The following is a 23,056-nucleotide window of genomic DNA, read 5'->3' as shown; positions in this document are numbered from 1 at the left end:
AACACATTAGATTCTATTAGCTGATTTAGCAAAAAAAATTAAAAATCATTTACCCTTTTTACCATTTAAATAATTAGGGTAAAATTGAAAATTTTTTCTTATTTAACCTGACAGATTGCACGTTTTAAAAAAGCCCCTCGCAAAAAGCGAAGGGACCCCGAATTACTTTTCTCCATTATTAAAAGGCTCAGCCCGATCCAGCACAATCGTAGTCATCAATGGAAGATGATCTGATGCAAGAGTGTCAATCACCCGGGCACCATTTGTTTCAATATTATTTGAGGTAAAAATATAATCGATTCTTTTTGTTGGGTTTTCCGCAGGAAAAGTGTATGCCTCATTTTGATTTGCAAATGCATCAATATAATTGGAATACATTAGCTTCATTTCGTTACTTTCAGGTGTCGCATTCAAATCACCCATAATAACTTTTGGCCCTTTTGATTCACCAGTAATCTGGATAACTTCCTCCATTTGGATTTGACGTTCAGCTGAAGTCAGATGTGATAGATGTGTGTTATAAGCATGAAGGTGATTCCCTTTCACGTTGATGGTCACTTCCGACAGTCCTCGCTGTTCTGTATTTCCAATTTTAGGCAGCAGGTGATTTTCAGATTTTAAAATTGGGTACTTGCTTAAAATGGCTGTCCCATACTGGCGACGTGGCTCACCTTCATTTAACGGTTCGTAGTCAAGGTTTGCGGCATATGTATAAAACATTCCAAGCCGGTTTGCCAGCCATTTTGCCTGATCTTGAAAGTCACTGCGATCGGAAAAATGGTTGTCCACTTCCTGCAGACCAACAATATCGGCTTCCCCCTCTTCAATGATACTTGCAATTCGTTCCAAATCCAAAACGCCGTCTACCCCTTCGCCGTGATGAATATTATAAGACATAACATTGACATTAACCGATTTTCCGCGCGGGAATTCCTGCTCTTCGGCAAAAGCATTCCCGACTAAAGATGATAGTGACACAACTAAAACCATAACAGCCAACATGAACGATACCTTTCTCATTTCATCCTCACCTCTCTTAGATCTCAAGCATAATTGTACAGAGTTAATATATAGGTTTTATTTAACTAATGTAAAAAACAATTACATTTTGGTTATGAAGATGCCATTTTTTGATTCACTTGTAGCACATCCTCAGCTAAAATCTGACTCCATTCTTCGCTTTCTCCCACTGAACAGATCTTACAACATCGGCCTTTACATCGATAAGGAACTTTCCGAACATTTGGAGTCTCTCACAAAGAAAGGGCTTGAACCCTTTCTTCCTATCTCCACAGCCTCGAAATTTCTCGACCTCCTTGATCACGAATGGTCGATACGGTTTATTACCATTTAATATTTGATAAACAACTACTGCAGAACCGTCATAGTCGGCAGTTAATGAACCGCTCACATTAACCTTCATGTTACCTTCCCATCTAACTCGTAGACGTTCCATAGTTAGTCGTAAGAATAAGCTTGATCTGAAACAAGCACTTTCCCTGCCAGGCGGTTTTTGTTCTCGTCGGCCTTCACTCTTACCTGAACCTCTCCTTTAGCAAATTCACCTGCAATCTCATCTTCAAATTCAGAATTCAATACAATAAATTCTTTTTTAGAAGCTAATTCTTTACAGTTACTGTTTCAAGGACGCTAATCTCCGCGGCCGATGCAAAGCCGCCAGTACCCGCCGTTGCTTCGAGCTTGACATACGATGCTTCTGTCGGATCAAAAGTTGCTACTTTCTCCGCATTGTCGTTTGCCCAAGTTCCGCTTGCAACTTTAGTAAAGGTCACTCCATCTGTACTTACATAAACGTTATATCCTGTAATATTTCCGTTGCTGCCTGATGGCCTTGGTAAATACGCGACCTTATCGATTGCGTAAGTTCCTCCAAGATTTAAGGTGATCGATTGGGGGAGAACATCAGATTTATCCCACTTTGTATGCCAAAAAGTTTGTGAATTTCCGTCAATCGCCATGGATGCTGAATTATTTTCACCAATCGTTTCCTGACTTGTCGCCGTTGCCGTCATTTGAGACTGAGGGATCTTATTAACATTAACCGTTACTTTAATGCTTGTTGTCAAAGGGACGTTATTGGGATTTTCCACCCCATTTGGCAAAATTACAGTTCCATTTACAGTAAAGGTCTGTACAGTCTTTACCGTAGGATCATAGTCTGAAGCATCTACATTCCATGTCACCTTGGCCACCCCATTCAAGCTGCCTGAATCGGTAACCAAGTCTACTGTCTTTGGCAATCCAAGGGCGTCCGCTGTCTTCGCCGTTCCGGTTGTCAACCCTGTTATGTCAGCAGGCGCAGTGATGCTGTTTAATTTAAGATCGACCTCTTTTGTGAAATCCGTAGCAGGAGGAGTTTTACTTGGATCAGCTCCCCATTCTTTGTTCGGGGTTGAGCCCATTTGGAATTCTAGTTTTCCGCCTTTCATAATATCCTCGTAGCTGATCCATGCCTGATCAAAGCTTTTCCCGTTCAGCTTCGCCTCTTGAATATAGCGATTTTTACTAGATACATCGTTTGCCTTTATCGTAAATGACTTCCCTTTCTCAAGATGCAATGTCATTTCAGAGAAGATAGGCGAACCGATCATATAGTAAGGGTCTCCGGGATTTCCAGGGAATAACCCCATTGCGCTATACACGAACCAGGAAGACATTGCCCCGGCATCATCATCCATCGAAGGCAAATACCCCTCTGGATCAGCACGGTATACACGTGATTTGATCGGCAAAGCATACAATCCATGGTTATGGTACTTTTGTGTAACTACTTCCGTCGTGTATTCTCTCACATATTTCTGGGTTAAATAAGGCTTGCCCAAATAATTAAACATATACGGCGCTTGAATATCCGGTTCGTTGATTGCCATATATTCATCAATTTCAAAGAAATACTCTAGGTCATCAGCTAACTTTTCAGAGCTCCCCCTTAGTTTGGCCAGACCTTGGACATCATGCGGAACGAACCATCGGTAATGCCACAGATTTCCTTGATAAGCAAATTCATTGATCTTTGAAACGCTTGCAACTGTTTCTGCATTCGGCGTAAAAAATCCTCGTACATTTTGTTGGTCATCCTTCTGTGTTGGGTTCCAGAGATCCTGATAAGACAACGCAATTTCCCGGTATTTCAAATAGGTTGCCTTGTCTCCAAGAAGAGAAGCTAGCTTCATCGGGTAATAAGCACTGTATGCTTTCTCTAGTGCTCCGGATACTTTATTAGGAACATAATGATCTGTATCGACAGCCATCCCTTGAAGAGCCGTATACGCGTCGAAATCATCAAATCCTTTTGTATAAGCATCAAGGATTACCGCACCGTTAAATTCATTCCGTACAGTCGGACTTGGCCAGTACCCTTGCCCCCACTGGACATAGGAGCCCCTAGTCTTATATACATCCACCATAGATTTCACAATATTATCAAACTCCTGAGGAGCAAGTATTGAATACAAGGAGTATTTCCTAAAATCATCCCATGTCGTCCAGCCTGAGTAATATTCAAAGTCCTTGCCAAACTCAGAGGTGCTGCGAATCGTATTCTCATCCCTTGCCGCTCGGAACTCGCCTTTTGAGCTTGTGACATTATTTGGGTGAAGGAAGGAGTGATACAGCTGCGTATAGAAAATCGTCTTGTTTTCCTCATCGTTGTCGGTGATTTCCACCTTGTTTAGAAGCTTACTCCAAATTTTTCTCGTTTTGCTCCGTTGCTGGTCAAAATTCCAATTCGGAATATCATGATCTCTTTCATATTTTGCCTCTTCTACACTAATTGGAGAAAGACCAACTTTTGCTTTTATCTCCTGATTTTTGTTTGTGTCAAATTTTGCAAATACCCCAATCTTTGTGCCGCTGCGACTCTCATCGTCTCCGACAGCATCGCCAGACCAAGACTGATAGGAGTCGAAATCTTGATCAAACTGAATAGAATAATACATTTTATAGTAGCCATGACCACATACATTTTTTCCTGTAATATAGCCTGATATTTCATTGTTATTTTCAACCTTAAGACTAGCATCTAGCATCCCTGCATATGAGTTTGCTAGATCAATTAGCACATACCCATCTTGTGATTTAGGAAACTTATATTTATGGAATCCTACACGCTTCGAAGCAGTCAGTTCCACTTCAATGTCGGATTCAAGTTTCACTTTATAATAGCCAGGTGATGCTTCCTCACTGTTTTTGTCGTACTTCTCTTTATATTTTTTGCTGTCATTCGTAAACGAACCGATCCCAGGCTTCATCAAGATATTTCCACCTGCACCGCTGCAGCCGACACCGCTGAATCGAAGGTGTGAAAACCCTTTCAGATATTTATCTTGATAATAATATCCACTAAATGCCCCACCATCGGAATCCGGTCCCAATGATACTAGACCGAACGGCGTTGTTGGACCAGGATTCGTCTGGCCATTATCGCCTAATGTGTTGATAAATGGATCGACATAATCTACAGGTTTTTTGTTAATCTCCGGATAAACAGGCGTTTGTTCTACATCTGTGCCATACAATTCTAACTCGTAAATCCTAGCGTTTGAGTCTTGAGTGGAAGGTCTATCTAGATAGAGCCTAATATAACGAGCTTTAAACGTAGGGACGTATCTGTCAACGATTGTCTGATAGTTATCCTTTACAACATCGATATCTTCCCAGGTCTTTCCGTCTTCACTCATCTGCAAACGAAATGAATTGGTATTCCAGTAAGGACAATTTTTTGATTCACCAATACAAGCATTTTGTACAACCCATTGGTTAATGTTGTATTCTTTGCCCAAATCCAACTCTAGCCATTTCTGAGGAGTACCAGAATTGTCACACCACTTCGTATCGGTTCTGCCATCCACGGCAAAACTAGGGTTTTCATATTCATTACATTGACCGCTGGCTGTCGCCTTCGCATTCAAAGCCACATTCGTTGTCTTTGATTCCTGCGGATGGGATTCGGATACTGCCATAACGGAGTCCGACGATAATGGTTCCATCATAGTCAATAGAATCAATACGATCATAAACATGGATAAAAGCTTTTTTCCCATTTTAATCTGTCCTCCCAATATCATTAATTATGAATCTTTTATTCACCTATAGTTCTATCTTTTACTTAAGCACGAGTGTTCTGCCAAATGGACAGGAATGTCACTGTTGGAACACAAATACTTTAACCTTGTATTAAGATCCTCTTATATTAAGATACTGAGTGACTTCCATCGAGCTTTGATGAATAGGGATTGCATTGATCATCATTGATCTATTGCCCTTAAACAGCTCGAATACCACATATGCGTCATCACTGTAAGCAGCTTGTTGATTAATTTTCACATTCACTGCTAGCTCATTACCTCTAGTCAAGGTACCCTCTACAAAATACACATCGTGAACATTGTTTTCGGTAAAATCTTTATTCGATTTCAATGGCAAACCTGCAGGGTCTCCTGTCTCTTCACTGAATTTTACCCGAACCTGCACTGCACCAGTTCAGATTTCGCCATCCCCGGCAGGCTGTGGATTGGTTACTTGCTTCCATGTCTGACCATTGTTGACACTGTATTCATAATCTGTTGGTTCCGAATATCCAGGGACATCCGTCCAGCCATATGTATTAAATCCATCGTCAACCTTAGGATTGGTTGGTGCCATAGGTTTAATAGACTCTGTGGTTTACGAAGCTAGGAGTTGAATTGTCGCGCTCATCCACCGCTTTGACTACAAAATCATAGGCTTGACCAGCTTTGACATCCTTCACAGTATATTGATAGTTGTTCTTCTCTGCTTCTACTGGAACATAGACATTCCAATTTGACCCTAAGCGACCGTGTTTCTCAATAATTCGGATGCCGCGTGTAAGGTCCTTATCGTCGGATTCCATTGGCTTTCTCCAAGAAAGTACAATATCTCCATTATCATTTTTGTTTGCCACTAATTCTTCAACCGCATTAGGTTTGCTATCATTTCTGATAATAGTGTAAGTGTCAAACGCTGCATCTTCTCCGGATCTGTATGAATCAATCGTTAAGCTGCCGTGTTTAACTTGGGAACTTTAAGCATTAATTGAAATTTTGTAAGATTAAGCAACTAAATGTTACGCCTTGGCTAGCAGCTATAATTCGACACTGTAAATCCGGGCTTTAACGGTTCCACCGATACAAAATCAATGGCATTGGTACCAAAGCTTAATAAGATATCCGCCACATATACCGCGGAATTTGCGCTATCATTGTCAAAGCCGAAATTGGTGCTGAATGAAGATCCTGTCTGAACCGAGGACGGACCCCTAAGCGTAGCAAGTGTTGCCTTGTAAAAAATTTTGATTTAAAATACGCTATGAACATTAATTTATCAATACGACGAAGTTTATTTTTTGAAAAAAGTTGATCAAATCCTTTAATCCTCTCATGTTTCAGACAACATTTTTAGAATAAAGTTCGAACAAAAAATATTCATACCTTGATTTATCAATGTTCTTATAAAATATGTACTGTATTTTAATCAATCTTTTTTATAAACGGTGCAACTTTTTTACAAACGACCAAACATTATCATTTGAACCCCCCCCTTCAGAATCAAATTTGCTTTTCTGCTTAATGGTAAGTGATAAATATTAATAGAGTGTAAATCCAATGTGAACATTTTGTAATATCGATATATTGTTATAACTATATAATTCAAAATTTAAATCCTGTATATACAGGATTTAACGAATATTCAAAATTGTAAAATATTGAGTCTAAGAATCTTTTCAAATGTTAGTTCTTCTGGAGATACTTCTCATATGTATGACCATCTTTATGGCGACCTTGTTGTTCTAATATTTTATTTGCATGTAATTCTGCCCATTTTTTTTGCATCTTTATCATATCCATTTACGTAAGCAGAAATATCAATATTGGCAAATACATCATTGCCCCAGTCCGTACCTTGAGGATAATATATTTCGCCAGAATCTTTTATATAAATTGTTCCACCCGGCGCATCATACGGTGGAGATGTAAAGTTGCTTCAGATAATCCACTATAAAGATTGTCCAAATTGTATTTTGCAGCTAGTGAAAGTTTTTCGCCAACTAAGCTATTAACAATCGAGCTGTTTACACCGGTTGCAGCTGCATTATAGACTGGATGGATACGATTTTGATTGATGTCTGTTCCATCGCTATTGACATTATATCCATAAACCCAATCTTTTGCTTTTCTTCCATGTATGATTTCATCACTTTCATTCATCTCTGGAGTAGAGATGGCAGCTAACTGATATTCGATCATTAAAGAAAAAAGATATTCAACATCATAATGTTATGATAATAGAATGCCCCAAAAAATATCTATTGCAATACATTTTTTTGAAATTTTGTATTTCTCCTTAAATGGTCGAATTAACGTCAATATAATAACGATATTGGTCTCCATTATAATAGCATTCTGTATATTCTGCAAAATCAACATCTTTACAAAAAGTTTTTTTTACCCGTTTTAGGACTGGAATATCTTCTGCAATATTTAATTCCCCTATTACTTCTTCCGTTGGCTTTACTGCTTCTAGATATTCTTTAATCTTCGAAATGTGAATACCTTTTTCATTTAACATTTTGGATAACGATCCATAATAATCCTTTGGGTCTGTTGGTAAAATAACAGTTGTTTTAATAAACGTTTTAAAATAGACCATTACATTATCTTCGGTACCTCGTACCCGTCTTATCTCATATACATTTTCCCCTGCAGAAATATTTAATTGCTTCGCAACATGCTGGTCTGCTTGGACTATTGATATCTTTGCTTTTATAGTAGTTACTTTTTTTCCTAGTTCATTCATTTCAAAGGTGAAGCCTTTAACATATGTATAATAGTTATTTTTTTCTTCAAACTGATCTTTTTGATCTAATACGAAAGTACCTGTCGGTCTTTTTCTAACTACGTACTCTTCCCAAACTAATTCATTAATGGCTTCCCTAACAGTAATTCTACTGACGTCATAGGTTTTACAAAATTCTAATTCAGAAGGTATTTTATCACCTGGATTCCAAACCTTGTTTTCGATTTTCTTCTTGATATCATTCTTCACCTGAATATAGAGGGGTGCCGCCTCTTTACTTGTATCAAGTTTCATTTTCTGCAAATTCCCTCCCAAACATCAAATGCTTTTTACATTCTTTTCTTCTCTAATATACGATAATTTTCAGCTCTAGTAAAATAAAGAGAAAGTGTCTCACTGAAAAATTCAGAAAGACACTGCTGCAATTCTTTACTAATTATACGTAGTTTTGGGCCTGGCGTATATGAATGGGAAACAAACGACTAACGCTTGTTTTATTACCAGTTAGTTTTCTTTCGCTTGGAGCTACTCCAAAGTGTTCTATCACCCACATTTCTCTCTCTTATAATTCTAGATTCGTTAACCATACAACCTTTTAGGTTTATTACATCCAGAGATATTCGCTGATTGCTCTTATAAAACCTTTTTACTCAATAAAATATTTAGAATTATAAAAAAAACCTGACACCAATTGAACTGTACCCCAATTGTTAGACATTATCTAACAATTGGAGGTGCAGTTCATAATCAAGGGGTTTTGCTGTTTCCGGATTTATGAATTCTTGTATTTGCTTTTTGTGGAATTACCTTTCTTGCTGTATGTTGTGAAACATGAGAATCCTGGCTTTTTAGCTCCTCTTCTGCTTTTAATGCAGCATCAGCAGCCTGTTGCACGAGTGCTTGTTTTTCAACGCCTGTTTTTCAGCAGCAGCCTGTTCCTGGCTTTTTAACTCCTCCTCTGCTTTTAATGCAGCATCGGCAGCCTGTTGCACGAGTGCTTGTTCTTCCAACGCCTGTTTTTTGCTGTTTCCAGATTTATGAATTCTTGTATTTGCTTTTTGTCGAATTACCTTTCTTGCCGTATTTAGTGACACATGAGAATCCTGGCTTTTTAACTCCTCCTCTGCTTTTAATGCAGCATCAGCAGCCTGTTGCAGGAGTGCTTGTTCTTCCAAAGCGTTATTTTCTGCGGCAGCCTTCTCCTTTTTTTGTTGTTTCAATTCTTCATTTTTTAGTTTTTCAGCTTTTTTCTTCACTTTTTTTTGTTGTTTTTTCAGTTCTTTTTTCTTTAGTTTTTCGCCTTTCTTCTCATCTTGTCTGTCCTGATTTTTCAGTTCTTCTTCATGATTATTCATACTATTCCTCCCGTGTTATATTTACGGATTTTTGTTTGCAATTTATCTAATATTGATACCTTTTTCATTTTAGAAGTTAATTAGCTCAGATATTTTATGCTGGACTATTTTATATGAGGATTCACATATAAAAAGGTATGCATAATATAAATAAAGAGCAACTATGTTAAGATATTCTGTTATTAGTTCAATAATTAATAATTTTCAAATATAAAATAATTTTTAACATTAAGAATTTTGTGCATTTCAATCCTTGGAACAATATAACCAAGTGTAAAACTAAAGCGTAATATTAATCTTCGAAACGTCAGAATTAGGAGGTACCAAAATTTGGTTTTATATGTATCATTAAAAACAATATAGTATTTTAAAAACTAAGGATAAAAAAATACAGTCAGTAAACTGTCTATTCATTTCACTATCTAATAAAAATGACTCCGGCATATACCGGAGTCATAACTGACTGCTTTCATTTTAAAGAATTATGTTGAATATTTCCCCCAAATTTTGTTCGCATCTTCTAAATCTTTAGGCGTATCAATTCCCATCCAAAAATCTTCATGCTGATTTGATTAGTACAAGATCAGAAAAACCAATTTTTATTATGCATTCTGGGGGTATCCTTACTAAGTCGGATAACGGGATTTCTTAGAAATCCAACCTACTACCTACTAAATAGATATTTTGTTTCATTGGGGTCCTACCAATGACTCTACCCCTATATGTGGAAATAGGAAAGAAACGTGCGAACAACTTAGAATAGTTGTTGCACGTTTTGAATCACTCTACCGTCTTTTACCTTGTTTAATGAACTTCACTCATAGAAGTGGATCTTTAAACTTTCCTATAATATGTATTAAAGATAAATTGCTCATCCTTTTTCGTATAACTTTATTACGTTGTTGCGTTACTGTGAAATATGTTATATTAAGTAAGTCATTATTCGGCAAATTTTTATTGCCATCCTCACCTATTATTGGTGGGGGTTTTTTTTAGAAATACATTTGTTCATTTTAGTACGTCTTTAAAAAGTAGGCTTTTTAACAGGGCAGACCAAAAGTCAATCAACAAAAATTAATTCACAATTATAATGTGCCATTCTAAACGGATGACAGTGAAGAAAATTCAGGAAGCAACAGGGGTTTCGGCTGCAACATTATATCGATAACTAAAAGTAGAGCAAACCTCTGTAAAGGTTTGCTCTTTATCTCTCTTATTACGTATAAATGATGTGTAAATTTAACAGAGCGTAAATAAATAACCGAACTATTGCAGTAGAACAATCAGAAAGTAAAAACTATTATCTATTCTTGGGGTAGCGTCAGGGGTAGCGCCACATCGCCATCAAGTTAAGAAATTGGTTGTTCCCCAAAACGAAAAAAATGAGATGAATTATTATCATTAACTGTGAAGAGATAAAATTTTCGTTTTGGGGATGGTGGTGTAGCGCTACCCAAGTTAACAAACTTAAATAGTCTGTTAACCATATTATTTTTTGAAATTGTATTCATCTTCGCACTGAGGATAATAAAGGGAAATTTTATAATAAGGAAAGTCCAGAGGTTATATGCTCCATCGGATTGCAGAAATCAAATTACTACATTTGTTATTATGAAAATGGAGATATTGACGGTGATATTAGATATAGATTTTATTTCAAAGTTGAGGGCAAGGAAGTTGACTGTATTGACTTAGATAGAGCAAATGTCAGTAAAAGTTTTGCAGATGCTCTTCATTTTAATTTTAAAAAACAAAATGAAGACAAAATTGCATTAGGACCCCTATATCATCATGATTTAAACCTTGTTTTTTGTCGCACGGACGGAAGTCCGTTACCTAAGTCTTCTCTATTCAATGCATACTATTGAATAGAGGGTAAAAACTCTACTTTGCGGTCTAGAGCAGCAACCCTGTCATTAAGCCTTGAAGAAGGGGAATTCTTTCGGAAATTTGTTAAAATTCCATTTACATGTAAATCTACCATCAAAAAGCTTGGAGCCCCAGAACCGCTCACATGCAGTTGGATTATTGTTAAGAGAAGGAATTCTTTCGTAGTTTCGAAAGCGTTTTAATTACTTAAAAAAGGAAAAAGATACTCTTTTTTGAGTACCTTTTATTTGATTTCATTGTTATCTTTTTTTGGTACCAGCGTATCAAAAAAAAGTGGCTTATCCTTCAACCTGCTCAAAAGTTATTTCCTTGACGAGGGAGAGCCTGCTACTGAAAAATTAGAAAGATCCTGTTAAATTAATTTCAAACTAGTATGCTTCCTGTAAAACTTTGATTGATAGGCTGCACCGATTAAACCTGCATCCTCTACAAAGGCTGCCTGTCTTATTTTAACTGGGTTAACTAATGAAGAAATCCCCATTTTTTTTATATTTTCGGACACAGTTTCGCAAATCCATTGATGATTCTTAATAATTCCCCCGCCTAAAATAACCATAGAAGGATTAAACGAATGAATAATCGATACGATCCCATAAGAAAGTGATTGGATCATTAGATCAATTACTTCCTTCGCTGTTGATTCACCTTGTTCATATAATTGAAACACTTGATAACTTGTTATTGGTTCAGGGCTATTTTTCCAACTGAATAACGGATGTAATGGATCCGTTATAGCAGCTATTCTTTCTTGCATTCTTTTAGCAATTCCCGTACCTGATGCATATTGCTCTAAACAACCTCGAAAACCGCAATTACAAGGGGCCCCGTTTAAATCTATCGAAATATGTCCGAGTTCTGCTGCTCCCCCCCAAGAACCTCTTAATAGATTCCCATTAGAGTAAACAGCACCACCAACACCAGTACCAAGAGCAAGACAAACGAAATGATCTGCTGGTTGAGCTTCACCTAATATTTTTTCTGCAATCGCTAAAGCATTCACATCATTGTCAATATAGACTGGAATATCACAAATTTTTGAAAGTTCTTCACGCAACGGGACATTATTCCAATCTTTTATGTTAGTTGTGCCACTTAATACTACACCTGATTGAATATCTACTTGACCAGCTGTTCCAATACCTATGCCAATAATCGGTTGGAGTTGTTCTTTAACTGAATAGCTGTTTAGTTCAAAAATGATTTCCTTTAAAGTATAAAGAACTTCCTCTCTGCCACTTTCCGGTGTTGGATGAAGGATTTTTTTTAGAATGGTACCGTTGTTTCCAACAATACCTGCAGCAATTTTTGTACCTCCAATATCAATTCCAATGTAATATTCATTTTCTGTACTCATGAAACGCCACCTTCATTCATTTTCAATTTACTCTCTTTTCATAAGCTTCTTAGCAGGTAAGTGATTATTTAATATGGACGTCTCATTTAATTGCTGCTGGTGTAAACTGGATTTCACAGCCTTTTTCACTAGATTCATAGATAGCTGTTAAAATCTTCATAATCTCTACCCCATCTTCGACCGGGCTAATAACTGGGGTCCCATTTAGACAGCTATCAACAAAAGCATCAATTTCATTTTGGAACCCTTTTTCAAAGTCATAAGTCGAATGATCGACTTGCGGACTGATATTTAAAATCGTATCGTGCTTTTCTGAAACAATAAATAACTCCGGTTCAATTTCTGCTCCGCCTTTGTTACCGTAAATTTTTGCGGTAATCTCGTCTTGTTTAGCATGCAGGGTGAAGCTGACATCAACCATTAGGGATGCCCCATTTTCGAAACGGATGATGGCATTGGCCATATCTTCTACTGTATTTTTTTCCGCGTCATAATCAGCCGCCTTATAAAACGATAAATTTTTAATGTTCGCTCGATTCCCTAATTTTTTATATGAATTTCCACTTACACTTTTTACTTTCGGTCTCCCCATTAAATACCAGCATAGATCAATGACATGGACCCCAATGTCAATAAGAGGCCCTCCGCCAGAACGCTCTTTGTCAGCAAACCAGCCGCCTGGATTGCCAAGTCTTCTTATGCAGGACGCTTTGGCATAATAAATCTCACCAAGTTCTCCCTTATCAATAAATTTTTTCAATAGCTGAGTATTATCACCATATCTTCTTACAAATCCAACTTGAAGGAATTTTCCTGTTCTTTGAACCGCCTCTTGAATTTTGTAGGCATCTTCTAATGTAGTACAGAGTGGCTTTTCAACTAATACATGTTTTCCAGCATGTAATGCATCAATGATAATTTCGGCATGTAAATTATTCCATGTACAAATGCTGACAGCATCCACATCAGGATCTGTGAGAAGTTCACGATAATCTGTATAAACTTTTGAAGCGCCATATTTTTCAGCTTTCTCTTCTGCTCTTGTTTTGTTTAAATCACAAATTGCATAAATATTTGCCTCTGGATTTTTTTCATACGAATTAAAATGAAGATCTGAGATTCCTCCTGCACCAATTAGGCCGATGTTTAATAACCTCATCAGAATTCCTCCTTAATTTTTAATGTTTCCTGATTTTATTGGAAAGTTATTTTCCAGTGCATCTGCAAAACGTCTTGTGATAAGATGCGGTCGAGTAATGGCCGCACCAACAACTACTGCATGTGCACCCATCTGTAAAGCTTTGCTAGCCTCTTCCGGCTCCCGAATTCTTCCTTCTGCAATGATTGGCAATCCAACATACTTTACAAGTTCCTGAATTAAAGAAAAATCCGGTCCTGTTATTTGAGGACTATAAGATGTATATCCCGATAAAGTTGTCGATATAAGATCTACACCTAATTCCTTAGCTGAAATACCTTCATGGACTGTTGAAACATCACCCATTATAAGAGCGGAACTTTTTTCTCTGATATATTGGATAAGTTCATCAAAGGAAATGCCCCCAGGGCGCAGGCGACTGGTCGCATCTAAAGCGATAATGTCGGCTTTTGCCTGAATTAATTCATCTATTTCTTTTACAGTTGGAGTTATAAATACTTCACTGTCGGAATAATACTTTTTCACAATTCCAATTACCGGTAAACTTGTTTTTGTTTTAATATCGTTAACATCACTCCCTCCATTTGCCCTAATCGCTGCAGCACCACCTAATTTAGCTGCTCTTGCCATGTTTCCCATCATACCTAATCCTGCCAAAGGTTCATTATCCAATGCTTGACAGGAGACGATTAACTTACCTTTAATCTTGCTTAATAACACTTCACTTTCCATCTGATAGCTCCCTTCCACTTGATGAATTAAAAGGATGAGAGATTGTTATTTTTGCATCAATGTCTCAACCTGATTGGGGACAACAAATTTTTGATAACCACATCTAAAAAAATATATTTATTTAACCTTTTTACAGGAGGATTTTTCTTTCTATTTTATATAAAAAACCGGAATATACCTCCATTATAAAGTCGACCATCTATAAAGTAAAGAATGATTTGAATTTTTTTACAATTTACACTCCTATAAAATTTAGAAAGTAATTGCTTATTTGTTTGCAACGAAAAAATTAAAAGACAACGCCTGTTTAAGCTGTTTATTTCCAAAAAAGTGATGCAAGTCCAATAACTTATGAATGGGTTTAACGACGACCGGGCAAACTCCACATGTTGGTGAGGCTGCCCTTTTGTCTTCAAACACATCGCCTGAATGCAATTTCATATTGCAGCTGTTGTATTATATGACTCAACTCTCTGTTTCACCTATATTAATAAGATGTATGGTCTTTTGGGCTACCTAGTCTTGTTTCGGTTAAACTGCTACTTTCTTAACCTTATTAAATATGAAATTGGTCATTTTATAGTTCATCATAATGCATACACTAAATGTACATAGAATAAATAATACGGGCAATATAAAAGAAACAACTAGCATTATACTTAAGATTAATAGATTCAAAATTGCTGCAAATGGCTGCGATACCGCAAGATAAAACGAATTGCGAAATAGTTGTTGAAAGCCCATTTCAAAATGAATGATCAGCGGATACAAATAAACCGACATTATTAAGTAGATAACAAGAAAAAAGAGAAGGATAATACAAGCAAAAACTTTCCATAAAGACGGCAGTTGGAAAAAGATCATTAAATATCCGAAAAATACACCTAAGAAGATGAACTGGATTAGCCCAACCGATATGGATCTTTTCAAATTCCTTTTAAAATGGAACAGAAATGTACTTGTTATCGGGGTTTCAATGCCCTCTGTCCATTCCTTGATAACTCCCTGAGCTGCAACTGTTGCAGGGGAAATAGTGATAATAGGAACAGAAAATAATATCCACAAAAGATTTAAGTATGAATATCTTTGCGCCACTTCCAATAATTGAAATATCTTTCCGTTATATGACATATTTTCAACTCCTAGAGAATACTAATTTACCTATCACTAATTATTGAAAGATTCATACTCTCCTGGTAGGTATTATTCAATACCTATCAAGAAATAAAGTGAAACTTCAATCAGTGGGGGTCTTTTACTGCCAGTTAATGCGGGATAAATTTAGAGAAATAGGATAGCATTTAGCTATCCTTTTATGCTGCACAAAATCAAAAACATTTATTTAAAACCAGTAAGTGTAATCCCCTGAATAAATTGGCGCTGAACAAAGAAATACAAAACAATTATTGGAAAGGTAAATAACGTTGAAGCAGCCATCAACAGTCCCCATTCAACATCAAACTCGCCAATAAACGCTTTCAAGCCAATGGATAATGTCCATTTTTCCGGATCCGTTAAATAGATTAATGGTCCAAGAAAATCTCCCCATGATGCTAAAAACGTAAATAGTGCCACTGAGTAAAGTGCAGGTCTTGATAATGGCAAAATAATTTGCCAATATATTCTGAACTCTGATGCTCCATCTATTTTCGCTGACTCCGTTAATTCAAACGGAATGGTTAAGAAAAATTGGCGCAGCATAAATATGTATAATGCTGACCCAAAGAAGTTTGGCAATATTAATGGCAGAAAAGAATCAAGCATCCCCAGTTTATTGAACAAAACATAAACTGGAATCATCGTTACTTGAAAAGGCAATATCATTGTACCGATAATGACAATAAAGATAAAATTTCGTCCAGTGAATTTAATCCGTGCTAATCCATATGCTACTAATGGAGCGGATAATAGTTGTCCAACAACAGAAAAGAAACAAATGACAATCGTATTCCATGTATATTGGAAAAAAGGAATTTTTTGAATAGAATTTACATAATTGGACCATTGAATCTCTTCTGGCCACCAGACAATAGGTATTGCGAAAATTTCATCCGCCGTTTTAACCGAAGTAAGTACAAGCCAGGCAAAAGGGAAAAGAAATAGAATACCTACTAATGAAAGTCCTAGATGTGACAATATTTTTCTTTTGACTCTGTTTCGATTATTCTTTCTAACTTCTTTCAGTTTAATAGATTTTTTGCTGGCCTGATTCTTTTCGAGCGTATTCGCCAGCTGTTTGTTTGCATTATTTAGTTCTAAATTCGGCATTACTTTTCACCTCCATAGTAAACCCATCTAGCGGAAGTTTTCAAAATAATAATTGTAAATAGCAGCACGATGATAAATAGTACCCAAGCCATGGCTGATGCATAGCCCATCTTCAAAAATGAAAAAGCAGTTTGATATAAATAGACCGCATAGAACAACATGGAGTTCTCAGGCCCGCCTATCGATTGAGCAGATTGAGCAAAAATGATTCCTTGGGTGAAAAATTGAAAAGAACCTATTAATCCTATTATTAAAAGAAATAAAGTTACAGGTGATATTGCAGGTAACGTAATATGCCTAAATTTATGCCAAAAATTCGCACCATCTATCTCGGCTGCTTCATAGTAAACAGCTGGTACATCTTGAAGGGAAGCTAGATACATAATCGTAGTTGTTCCCGTTCCCCAAAAGCCCATGATAATAATAGCTGGCTTTGTCCAATTCGGATCAACCAGCCAATTCGGCTGAACAAGTCCAAACCAGGATAGTACTTCATTAATTAACCCATATTGACCATTAAACATCCACATCCACAATAAAGAACCTGCTACAGCCGGTACAAGAGTTGGCAAAAAATAAATGGTCCGATAGATAGACATCCCTTTAACTTTTGTATTTAACAACATTGCCATCAGCAATGCAAAAGCCATATGAGGAATCAAGCCAAAAGCCGTGATATAAAAAGTATTATAAAGTGATAAGAAAAACTTTTCGTCTGAAAATAACTGTTTATAATTATCAAAACCTACCCAAACAGGATCGGAAAATAAATTATAATCCGTTAAACTGTAATAAAAAGACATTAATATTGGATAGATTTGAAAAATAAAAAAACCGACAATCCAAGGGCTGGTAAATAAAATTCCTATTAAGAATTGTTTTCGTTTCCTCCTATTAATACCTGATTCTAGGCTTTCTTTCATTTCTGTCCCTCCTTAAAAGAAAAGGGCCAAAGAACAGCCCCTTATACAATAAACATACTTATATTATTTTGCTTTATCTGCTAAAGGTTGAATTTTCTCCTTCACGTTATCCATTGCCTCTTTGGCAGAAACTGTACCTTTAAGCGCCTTTTCCGTTTCTTCGGTCAATGCCTGTAAATACTCGTTGATATAAATACTGTTAGGGAAACCTTTTAAATTATCATTTTTTGCTGCCTCATAGAATGGAAACATAGGTTCCATATCCTTATTCTCAGTTAGGCGAGGATCATCTAAAACATCTTTAATAATAGGGATTTTGTGATCAGCAGTTGCGATTTTTACTTGAGAGTCATCTGAAAGCAAGAACTTCAAAAATTCCCACGCCTCGTTTTTATGCTTTGCATTTTTTGGAATAAACATAGCAACGGGACTTACCATTCCTGATCCTTTTAATTCAGGTTTGTCAGCTGGATACGGAAATGGTGCTATGCCTATTGGTCCCTCCGGCCCTCTTTCATCTTCAAAGTTATATTCCCATCCGATCATCATCGCTAATTTCCCCGTTAATAACGGGTCTTGTTTCGTATCCATTTTTCCCATGCCAGATCGGAATTTATCTATTTCCGCCTCGCCAAATTCTTCATAAAATTGATGCTGAAATTCAATTGCCTTTATATTTTCATCACCATTTGGGGTAACTTCTTCTGTAGCATCATCATAAAAAGAACCGCCAAAAACAATTGGCCAAAAAACATTATCGATCCATGGATAATCAGGAACAAAACCAATTTGAGTAATATTATTATCTTTATCTCTAAGTGTTAATTTTTTTGCATATTCCATCAGTTCCTCCATTGTCTCAGGAGGACTTGTAAGCCCTGCTTTCTCAAATGCTTCTTTGTTGTACAGTAAATTGGATGACATGCTCATTGTAATTGGCAAAGCATATGTTTTCTCTTTAACTACCATTCTTTCTAATGCAGCTGGAATAATCCTTGAAGTATCAAATTGATCCTTTTTAATATTCTCATCTAAATCTTGTACCGCCCCTGCATCAGCCCATGGTCCAATATTATTCCACTGTGTTTGAACGATGTCTGGTGGATTACCGCCGGAAATTGCTGTAATTTGCTTTTCTGGATTCTGATTTCCTACTATTTTGACATGTATTTTGTCTTGGCTTTTATTAAATGCTTCCACTCTTTCGTTAAGAGCTTCTGAATCTCTTTCCGCGTAGCCATGCCAAAAACTAATTTCAACTTTTTCTCCTTCTTTTGATGTTTTAGAACTACAGGCTCCAAGAACAAATACTAACGATACTGCTAATAGCATCAAGACAAACTTCCGATATAGCGCTTTCATTTTTATAACCTCCCCAAACTTTAAAGTGTATTTTACAAACTAACCACCTATAAAACTCCTTTACTGAAATAAGATCCAAGTATCAGTTTCTTGACTTTAATCATAGATTTTCAAGTGGTTGCCTCCTCTCTGATTAAGAAAGGATATTTCCTCCCTTTTTATATAAAAATGTGGAATATACTTTTATTATAAGGCGGACCACACCTAGAGTAAAGAATAATTTTAATTTTCAAACTAATTTAAATGGAAATATACTTCATGCGGGTCCATTGAATAGTGAAGTGGAATCGAAAGCTGCATAAGCAACTTTCGATTCTATTTAAAACAAACGGTCAAGAACAGCTTTTGCTGTTTTTTCAAGTGATAGCTGGCTCTGTTCTTTTTGTTGAATGGAGATAATCGTGGTCAATATATCTAAAACATGAAGTTGACCAATCTTCGAGGAAAAAGCTCCGCCTTGCAATGGATTTTCTCTTGCTGCAGCCAATAAAATGGCATCCGCATATTGAGTTATAGGAGATTTCGCATGGTTTGTTATACAAATAATAAAAGCTCCTTTTACCTTTGCCAACTCGACTAAATCAACTAAATCCTTCGTGCTCCCGGAACTCGTAATTCCAACAACAACATCCTGCTCCGAAACTAGTGCACAATTCATTGCAATAATATGTGCGTCTGTTGCACATTCAGCATTAAAGCCTAGGCGCATAAATCGATATTGGGCATCGGAGGCTGTCATACCAGATGAACCTACGCCAAAGAAATATAGTCTTCTAGCTTTTACAATCGCATCAACCGCTTTTTGAAATTGAGATTCTTGTATTAAGCTTAAAGTCTCTTTAATTACTTGTTTATTGTGTAAGGTTATCTTCTGCGCCAATTCATTAAAATCATCTGTTTCTCGTAGTTCTTCTGAAGCTCTATCAACAATACCAGCAATATTTTGAGCAATTGCCAACTTAAACTCCTGATAACCACGAAATCCCAATTTTCTGCAAAAACGAATTACCGTTGTTTCACCTACATTCGCTTTCTCAGCTAAATCTGTGACTGAATAATACATAGATTCTTTCGAATCCACCAAAATTACATCAGCCACCTTTTGCTCTGCTTTAGTTAATGACTTGTAGACACTTTGTATCATGATTAAGGGATTACCTTTTTTTATATTCTCATTACTCAATTCTATATTCACCTCCCTTTTTCAGCATTGCCTTTTGGATATGACAAAGTTAAAATAGCCATTGGAGAATTTTTCCTCCATTACTTATTAAAAAAAGAGATTCATTCCATTATTTTATCATGCGCTTTATTTTCATACTAGTATTACCAGATCAGCAAACCCTTAGTAAAAGGTTTTACAATTCGCTCCATAAACGACGAACATTATCCAAGCTAATTTGTGAACCTTTCCTGGAATTTTCCATCCCTTCGAACTCAATTGATAAATAGCCATCATAGCCGGATTCCTTGACTATGTTTAGAATCTTCCGAATTGGAATGTCTCCATGTCCAACAATAGATCCTCTTAAATAATTTCCTGAAGTTGTTTGAAACCAGCCTTCTCCAGGGTTTTCATCTGAGGGTCTCAAATAAAAATCCTTGATATGCAGCATAGAAGCATGCGATATATTTTTCTTCACAGCAGCGATCGGGTCTTCATCAACACACATGAAATTTCCAATGTCCATTGTAGTCTTAAAATTTGGCCGATTAACTAGATCAAGAAGACGTAAAACACGATCACTCGCTTGTATAAAAAATCCATGATTTTCTACACTGGTTGTAATCCCGTATTGAATTGCATAATCAGCGACTTCTTGACAAGCATGAACAAGTCTTGGCAAATCCTCTTCATACTGCATAATTGACGATTCAAGTATAGAACGCCATGCGACATCATGGCGCATAAGTGTAACACCAAGCCGATGAGCAATGTCTACTTCTTTTTTGACTCTCATAATTTCAGCTTGATAGGCCTCTTCGTCATTCGTAATAAAATTTGCACCAATAGCATAGTTGGAAATCTCAATTCCTGCCTCTTTCGCCCTTTGAACAATTTCCTCTGCTAAACTTGGGTTTTCTACTAGACTATACCCAAGAGGGACAATTTCTATATGCTCCCCGCCATGTTCAGCTATCCAGTTGATAATATCAAAAATCGTCATTTGACCAGATTGGATTTCAGAAAATAAACTATAAGAACTTAACCCGATTTTCATTTTTTTCCTCCATAGAGTTTAGATTTATTGTTCAATCGTATTTTTCAACCACTTGAAGCTCGACTCAACACACTCTAAAGGCGGATTGCTGCATTCATCCTGTTCAACAATTAACCACTGTACTTTATTTTTAACTGCAGCATCCAAAATAGGAATAAGATCCATTTCACCTTTTCCAAGTTCAACTGTCTCTGCCGCTTTCGTACCGGCATGAATAATATCCTTTACATGAAGCAATGGTATACGTCCGTTGTATTCTTTCAAGTAAATTAATGGGTCGTATCCAGCATTATAAACCCAGCAAACATCAAGTTCGATTCCCATAAATTTTTCAGAAGCTGCGTTCATTAAACGATCGAAAAGCAGTTCATCTGCAATTTTTTCTTCAAACTCAAAGGAATGATTATGATAACAAAACTGAATTCCATGTTCGGCAAATTTCTTTCCATACTCTGTAAAAAGCTGTGCAGTTTCTTTAATTGCATCTAGTGAATTTCTCATTTCTAAAGGCAAACCTGGACAAACTACGTACTCGCTGCCAATGAAACGATTTATATTAATCTCTTCATCCAATGCATGTTTTAGACGATCTACACTCACATGACTGCCAAGAGATTTTATATTTAATTGCTCCAAAACATCTTTCAATTCTTCTGGCTTAAGCCCTCCATATCCAGCGAACTCTACACCTTGGTAACCAATATCAGCCACCTTTCTAAGGGTACTAATAAAGTCCTTTGATAACTCATCCCGTAAAGTATAAAGTTGTAATCCTATTTTCATTCTTGCACCACCTTGGATTTATTTATTTGCCATCATTTAATTTATACCCACCACATATCAGCTGTTATCCTTGTACCGCATGGAGTTTATCGTGAAAATAAACGGCTTTACCGGTTTTTGAAGACTCATAGATTGCTTCTAAAATCTCTGTAACTACTAGCGCTTCCTCTGGTTTAACCACAGGATCAGTGTCGTTTAATATGCTTTCAATCCACAAGCGAGATTCCAGATCAGATTCATTTTCGGTCTTTCCTTCATAGAAAGCTACCCCACTGCTTTCCAGCTCAATATGGTTAGTATATAATTTACCATGCCTTTCTCCATTAATACGAAGTCCATCCTTCATATCAGCACCGCCTTCTGTACCTGCCAGCGTACATCTTCCTTCCTCAGCGTCCAGCAAATTTATAGCCCAACTGGATTCCAGTATGATCGTTGCACCATTTTCCATCGTAATGAACCCAAACGCGGAATCCTCGACTGTAAATTGCTTTGGATCCCATGGGCCCCAAGCATTTGCAGCATTTTCTTTTTTGCCAAGTTCATGGTAGGTTTTACCTAGCACTACTTTTGGTTTATAGTTGTTCATCATCCATAAAGTTAAATCAAGTGCATGCGTCCCAATATCAATTAATGGACCTCCCCCTTGTTTTTCTTTATCTAGGAATACTCCCCACGTTGGTACAGCTCTTCGCCTGATCGAATGGGCTTTAGCAAAATAAATATCCCCCAGTCCTCCCTCTGTACACACCTTATGTAAATACTGACTATCATGACGGAATCGGTTTTGATAGCCAATTGATAGTTTTTTCACAGTTCGTCTTGCAGTTTCAACCATCCGGCGTGCTTCAGCTGCTGTTTTTGCCATTGGTTTTTCACACATAACATGCTTCCCGGCTTCCAATGAGGCCACAGTAATATCGGCATGCGAATCATTAGGTGTACAAACATGAATGACATCAATATTTTCATCTTTTAATAAATCTGTAAAATCATCATAAACTTTTGCATCTCTAGCCCCAAATTTTTGGGCAGCATGGTGTGCTTTTTCAAATAAAATATCACAAAATGCGACCATTTCTACTTGTTTCAGCTTCGCAAGACTAGGCATATGTTTTTCGGTTCCAATCCCTCCACAGCCAATGATTCCGACATTCAATTTCTTACTCATA

General features: G+C 36.8%; 21 protein-coding genes. All 21 read right to left on the bottom strand.

Annotated elements, in window-relative coordinates:
• Positions 1-162 precede the first annotated feature (162 nt).
• The gene (locus tag LIT25_12300; protein ID USK35991.1) at positions 163-1,020 is read right to left on the bottom strand and encodes an endonuclease/exonuclease/phosphatase family protein; all 858 of its coding nucleotides are present in this window, start codon (positions 1,018-1,020) and stop codon (positions 163-165) included.
• A 136-nt stretch (positions 1,021-1,156) separates the two neighbouring features.
• Positions 1,157-1,423, bottom strand: coding sequence for a hypothetical protein (locus LIT25_12295; GenBank protein USK35990.1), 267 nt, complete (start codon positions 1,421-1,423; stop codon positions 1,157-1,159).
• Positions 1,424-1,458: 35 nt separating this feature from the next.
• Positions 1,459-1,596: a hypothetical protein gene (locus tag LIT25_12290; protein ID USK35989.1), complete on the bottom strand. Its 138-nt coding sequence runs from the start codon at positions 1,594-1,596 to the stop codon at positions 1,459-1,461.
• Between the two features lie 23 nt (positions 1,597-1,619).
• Positions 1,620-5,063: a GH92 family glycosyl hydrolase gene (locus tag LIT25_12285; GenBank protein USK35988.1), complete on the bottom strand. Its 3,444-nt coding sequence runs from the start codon at positions 5,061-5,063 to the stop codon at positions 1,620-1,622.
• 133 nt (positions 5,064-5,196) lie between these two features.
• Positions 5,197-5,493 (bottom strand): hypothetical protein, encoded by a 297-nt coding sequence (locus LIT25_12280; protein ID USK35987.1) that lies wholly within the window; start codon positions 5,491-5,493, stop codon positions 5,197-5,199.
• A 9-nt stretch (positions 5,494-5,502) separates the two neighbouring features.
• Positions 5,503-5,664 (bottom strand): hypothetical protein, encoded by a 162-nt coding sequence (locus LIT25_12275; GenBank protein ID USK35986.1) that lies wholly within the window; start codon positions 5,662-5,664, stop codon positions 5,503-5,505.
• A gap of 4 nt (positions 5,665-5,668) precedes the next feature.
• Entirely contained in the window at positions 5,669-5,944 is a 276-nt protein-coding gene (locus tag LIT25_12270; protein USK35985.1) for a fibronectin type III domain-containing protein, read from the bottom strand.
• A 1,027-nt stretch (positions 5,945-6,971) separates the two neighbouring features.
• On the bottom strand, positions 6,972-7,286 hold the full coding sequence (locus LIT25_12265; protein USK35984.1) for a hypothetical protein: 315 nt from the start codon (positions 7,284-7,286) through the stop codon (positions 6,972-6,974).
• A 97-nt stretch (positions 7,287-7,383) separates the two neighbouring features.
• On the bottom strand, positions 7,384-8,130 hold the full coding sequence (locus LIT25_12260) for a GntR family transcriptional regulator (protein ID USK35983.1): 747 nt from the start codon (positions 8,128-8,130) through the stop codon (positions 7,384-7,386).
• Positions 8,131-8,702: 572 nt separating this feature from the next.
• Complete coding sequence (locus LIT25_12255) at positions 8,703-9,191, bottom strand: hypothetical protein (protein ID USK35982.1); 489 nt, start codon at positions 9,189-9,191, stop codon at positions 8,703-8,705.
• A gap of 2,242 nt (positions 9,192-11,433) precedes the next feature.
• On the bottom strand, positions 11,434-12,435 hold the full coding sequence (locus LIT25_12250) for an ROK family protein (GenBank protein USK35981.1): 1,002 nt from the start codon (positions 12,433-12,435) through the stop codon (positions 11,434-11,436).
• An 82-nt stretch (positions 12,436-12,517) separates the two neighbouring features.
• Entirely contained in the window at positions 12,518-13,594 is a 1,077-nt protein-coding gene (locus tag LIT25_12245; protein USK35980.1) for a Gfo/Idh/MocA family oxidoreductase, read from the bottom strand.
• Between the two features lie 12 nt (positions 13,595-13,606).
• Positions 13,607-14,326, bottom strand: a complete 720-nt coding sequence (locus LIT25_12240) for an N-acetylmannosamine-6-phosphate 2-epimerase (GenBank protein USK35979.1) — start codon at positions 14,324-14,326, stop codon at positions 13,607-13,609.
• Positions 14,327-14,857: 531 nt separating this feature from the next.
• On the bottom strand, positions 14,858-15,457 hold the full coding sequence (locus LIT25_12235; protein USK35978.1) for a DUF624 domain-containing protein: 600 nt from the start codon (positions 15,455-15,457) through the stop codon (positions 14,858-14,860).
• Positions 15,458-15,664: 207 nt separating this feature from the next.
• Positions 15,665-16,594, bottom strand: coding sequence for a carbohydrate ABC transporter permease (locus tag LIT25_12230; protein USK35977.1), 930 nt, complete (start codon positions 16,592-16,594; stop codon positions 15,665-15,667).
• Positions 16,594-17,517 (bottom strand): sugar ABC transporter permease, encoded by a 924-nt coding sequence (locus LIT25_12225; protein USK35976.1) that lies wholly within the window; start codon positions 17,515-17,517, stop codon positions 16,594-16,596. The genes LIT25_12230 and LIT25_12225 overlap by 1 nt, the downstream gene beginning before the upstream one ends.
• A 63-nt stretch (positions 17,518-17,580) precedes the next feature.
• On the bottom strand, positions 17,581-18,849 hold the full coding sequence (locus tag LIT25_12220) for an ABC transporter substrate-binding protein (protein ID USK36257.1): 1,269 nt from the start codon (positions 18,847-18,849) through the stop codon (positions 17,581-17,583).
• Positions 18,850-19,198: 349 nt separating this feature from the next.
• Positions 19,199-20,023, bottom strand: coding sequence for a MurR/RpiR family transcriptional regulator (locus tag LIT25_12215; protein USK36256.1), 825 nt, complete (start codon positions 20,021-20,023; stop codon positions 19,199-19,201).
• Between the two features lie 214 nt (positions 20,024-20,237).
• The gene (locus tag LIT25_12210; GenBank protein ID USK35975.1) at positions 20,238-21,101 is read right to left on the bottom strand and encodes a sugar phosphate isomerase/epimerase; all 864 of its coding nucleotides are present in this window, start codon (positions 21,099-21,101) and stop codon (positions 20,238-20,240) included.
• A 24-nt stretch (positions 21,102-21,125) separates the two neighbouring features.
• Positions 21,126-21,884: a sugar phosphate isomerase/epimerase gene (locus LIT25_12205; GenBank protein ID USK35974.1), complete on the bottom strand. Its 759-nt coding sequence runs from the start codon at positions 21,882-21,884 to the stop codon at positions 21,126-21,128.
• A gap of 64 nt (positions 21,885-21,948) precedes the next feature.
• The gene (locus LIT25_12200; protein USK35973.1) at positions 21,949-23,055 is read right to left on the bottom strand and encodes a Gfo/Idh/MocA family oxidoreductase; all 1,107 of its coding nucleotides are present in this window, start codon (positions 23,053-23,055) and stop codon (positions 21,949-21,951) included.
• Position 23,056 lies beyond the last annotated feature (1 nt).

This window comes from Bacillus sp. F19, assembly GCA_023823795.1.
Lineage (GTDB): Bacteria > Bacillota > Bacilli > Bacillales > Bacillaceae > Bacillus_P.
Note: the sequence above shows the minus strand (reverse complement) of the source record. Positions and strands in the feature narration are given on the sequence as shown.

Excerpts from the sequence above, each read along its gene's own strand:
- LIT25_12300 (USK35991.1), bottom strand. The coding sequence starts at position 1,020 with ATGAGAAAGGTATCGTTCATGTTGGCTGTTATGGTTTTAGTTGTGTCA.
- LIT25_12295 (USK35990.1), bottom strand. The coding sequence starts at position 1,423 with ATGAAGGTTAATGTGAGCGGTTCATTAACTGCCGACTATGACGGTTCT.
- LIT25_12285 (USK35988.1), bottom strand. The coding sequence starts at position 5,063 with ATGGGAAAAAAGCTTTTATCCATGTTTATGATCGTATTGATTCTATTG.
- LIT25_12275 (USK35986.1), bottom strand. The coding sequence starts at position 5,664 with ATGGCACCAACCAATCCTAAGGTTGACGATGGATTTAATACATATGGC.
- LIT25_12265 (USK35984.1), bottom strand. The coding sequence starts at position 7,286 with ATGATCGAATATCAGTTAGCTGCCATCTCTACTCCAGAGATGAATGAA.
- LIT25_12260 (USK35983.1), bottom strand. The coding sequence starts at position 8,130 with ATGAAACTTGATACAAGTAAAGAGGCGGCACCCCTCTATATTCAGGTG.
- LIT25_12255 (USK35982.1), bottom strand. The coding sequence starts at position 9,191 with ATGAATAATCATGAAGAAGAACTGAAAAATCAGGACAGACAAGATGAG.
- LIT25_12250 (USK35981.1), bottom strand. The coding sequence starts at position 12,435 with ATGAGTACAGAAAATGAATATTACATTGGAATTGATATTGGAGGTACA.
- LIT25_12245 (USK35980.1), bottom strand. The coding sequence starts at position 13,594 with ATGAGGTTATTAAACATCGGCCTAATTGGTGCAGGAGGAATCTCAGAT.
- LIT25_12240 (USK35979.1), bottom strand. The coding sequence starts at position 14,326 with ATGGAAAGTGAAGTGTTATTAAGCAAGATTAAAGGTAAGTTAATCGTC.
- LIT25_12235 (USK35978.1), bottom strand. The coding sequence starts at position 15,457 with ATGTCATATAACGGAAAGATATTTCAATTATTGGAAGTGGCGCAAAGA.
- LIT25_12230 (USK35977.1), bottom strand. The coding sequence starts at position 16,594 with ATGCCGAATTTAGAACTAAATAATGCAAACAAACAGCTGGCGAATACG.
- LIT25_12225 (USK35976.1), bottom strand. The coding sequence starts at position 17,517 with ATGAAAGAAAGCCTAGAATCAGGTATTAATAGGAGGAAACGAAAACAA.
- LIT25_12220 (USK36257.1), bottom strand. The coding sequence starts at position 18,849 with ATGCTATTAGCAGTATCGTTAGTATTTGTTCTTGGAGCCTGTAGTTCT.
- LIT25_12215 (USK36256.1), bottom strand. The coding sequence starts at position 20,023 with ATGATACAAAGTGTCTACAAGTCATTAACTAAAGCAGAGCAAAAGGTG.
- LIT25_12210 (USK35975.1), bottom strand. The coding sequence starts at position 21,101 with ATGAAAATCGGGTTAAGTTCTTATAGTTTATTTTCTGAAATCCAATCT.
- LIT25_12205 (USK35974.1), bottom strand. The coding sequence starts at position 21,884 with ATGAAAATAGGATTACAACTTTATACTTTACGGGATGAGTTATCAAAG.
- LIT25_12200 (USK35973.1), bottom strand. The coding sequence starts at position 23,055 with ATGAGTAAGAAATTGAATGTCGGAATCATTGGCTGTGGAGGGATTGGA.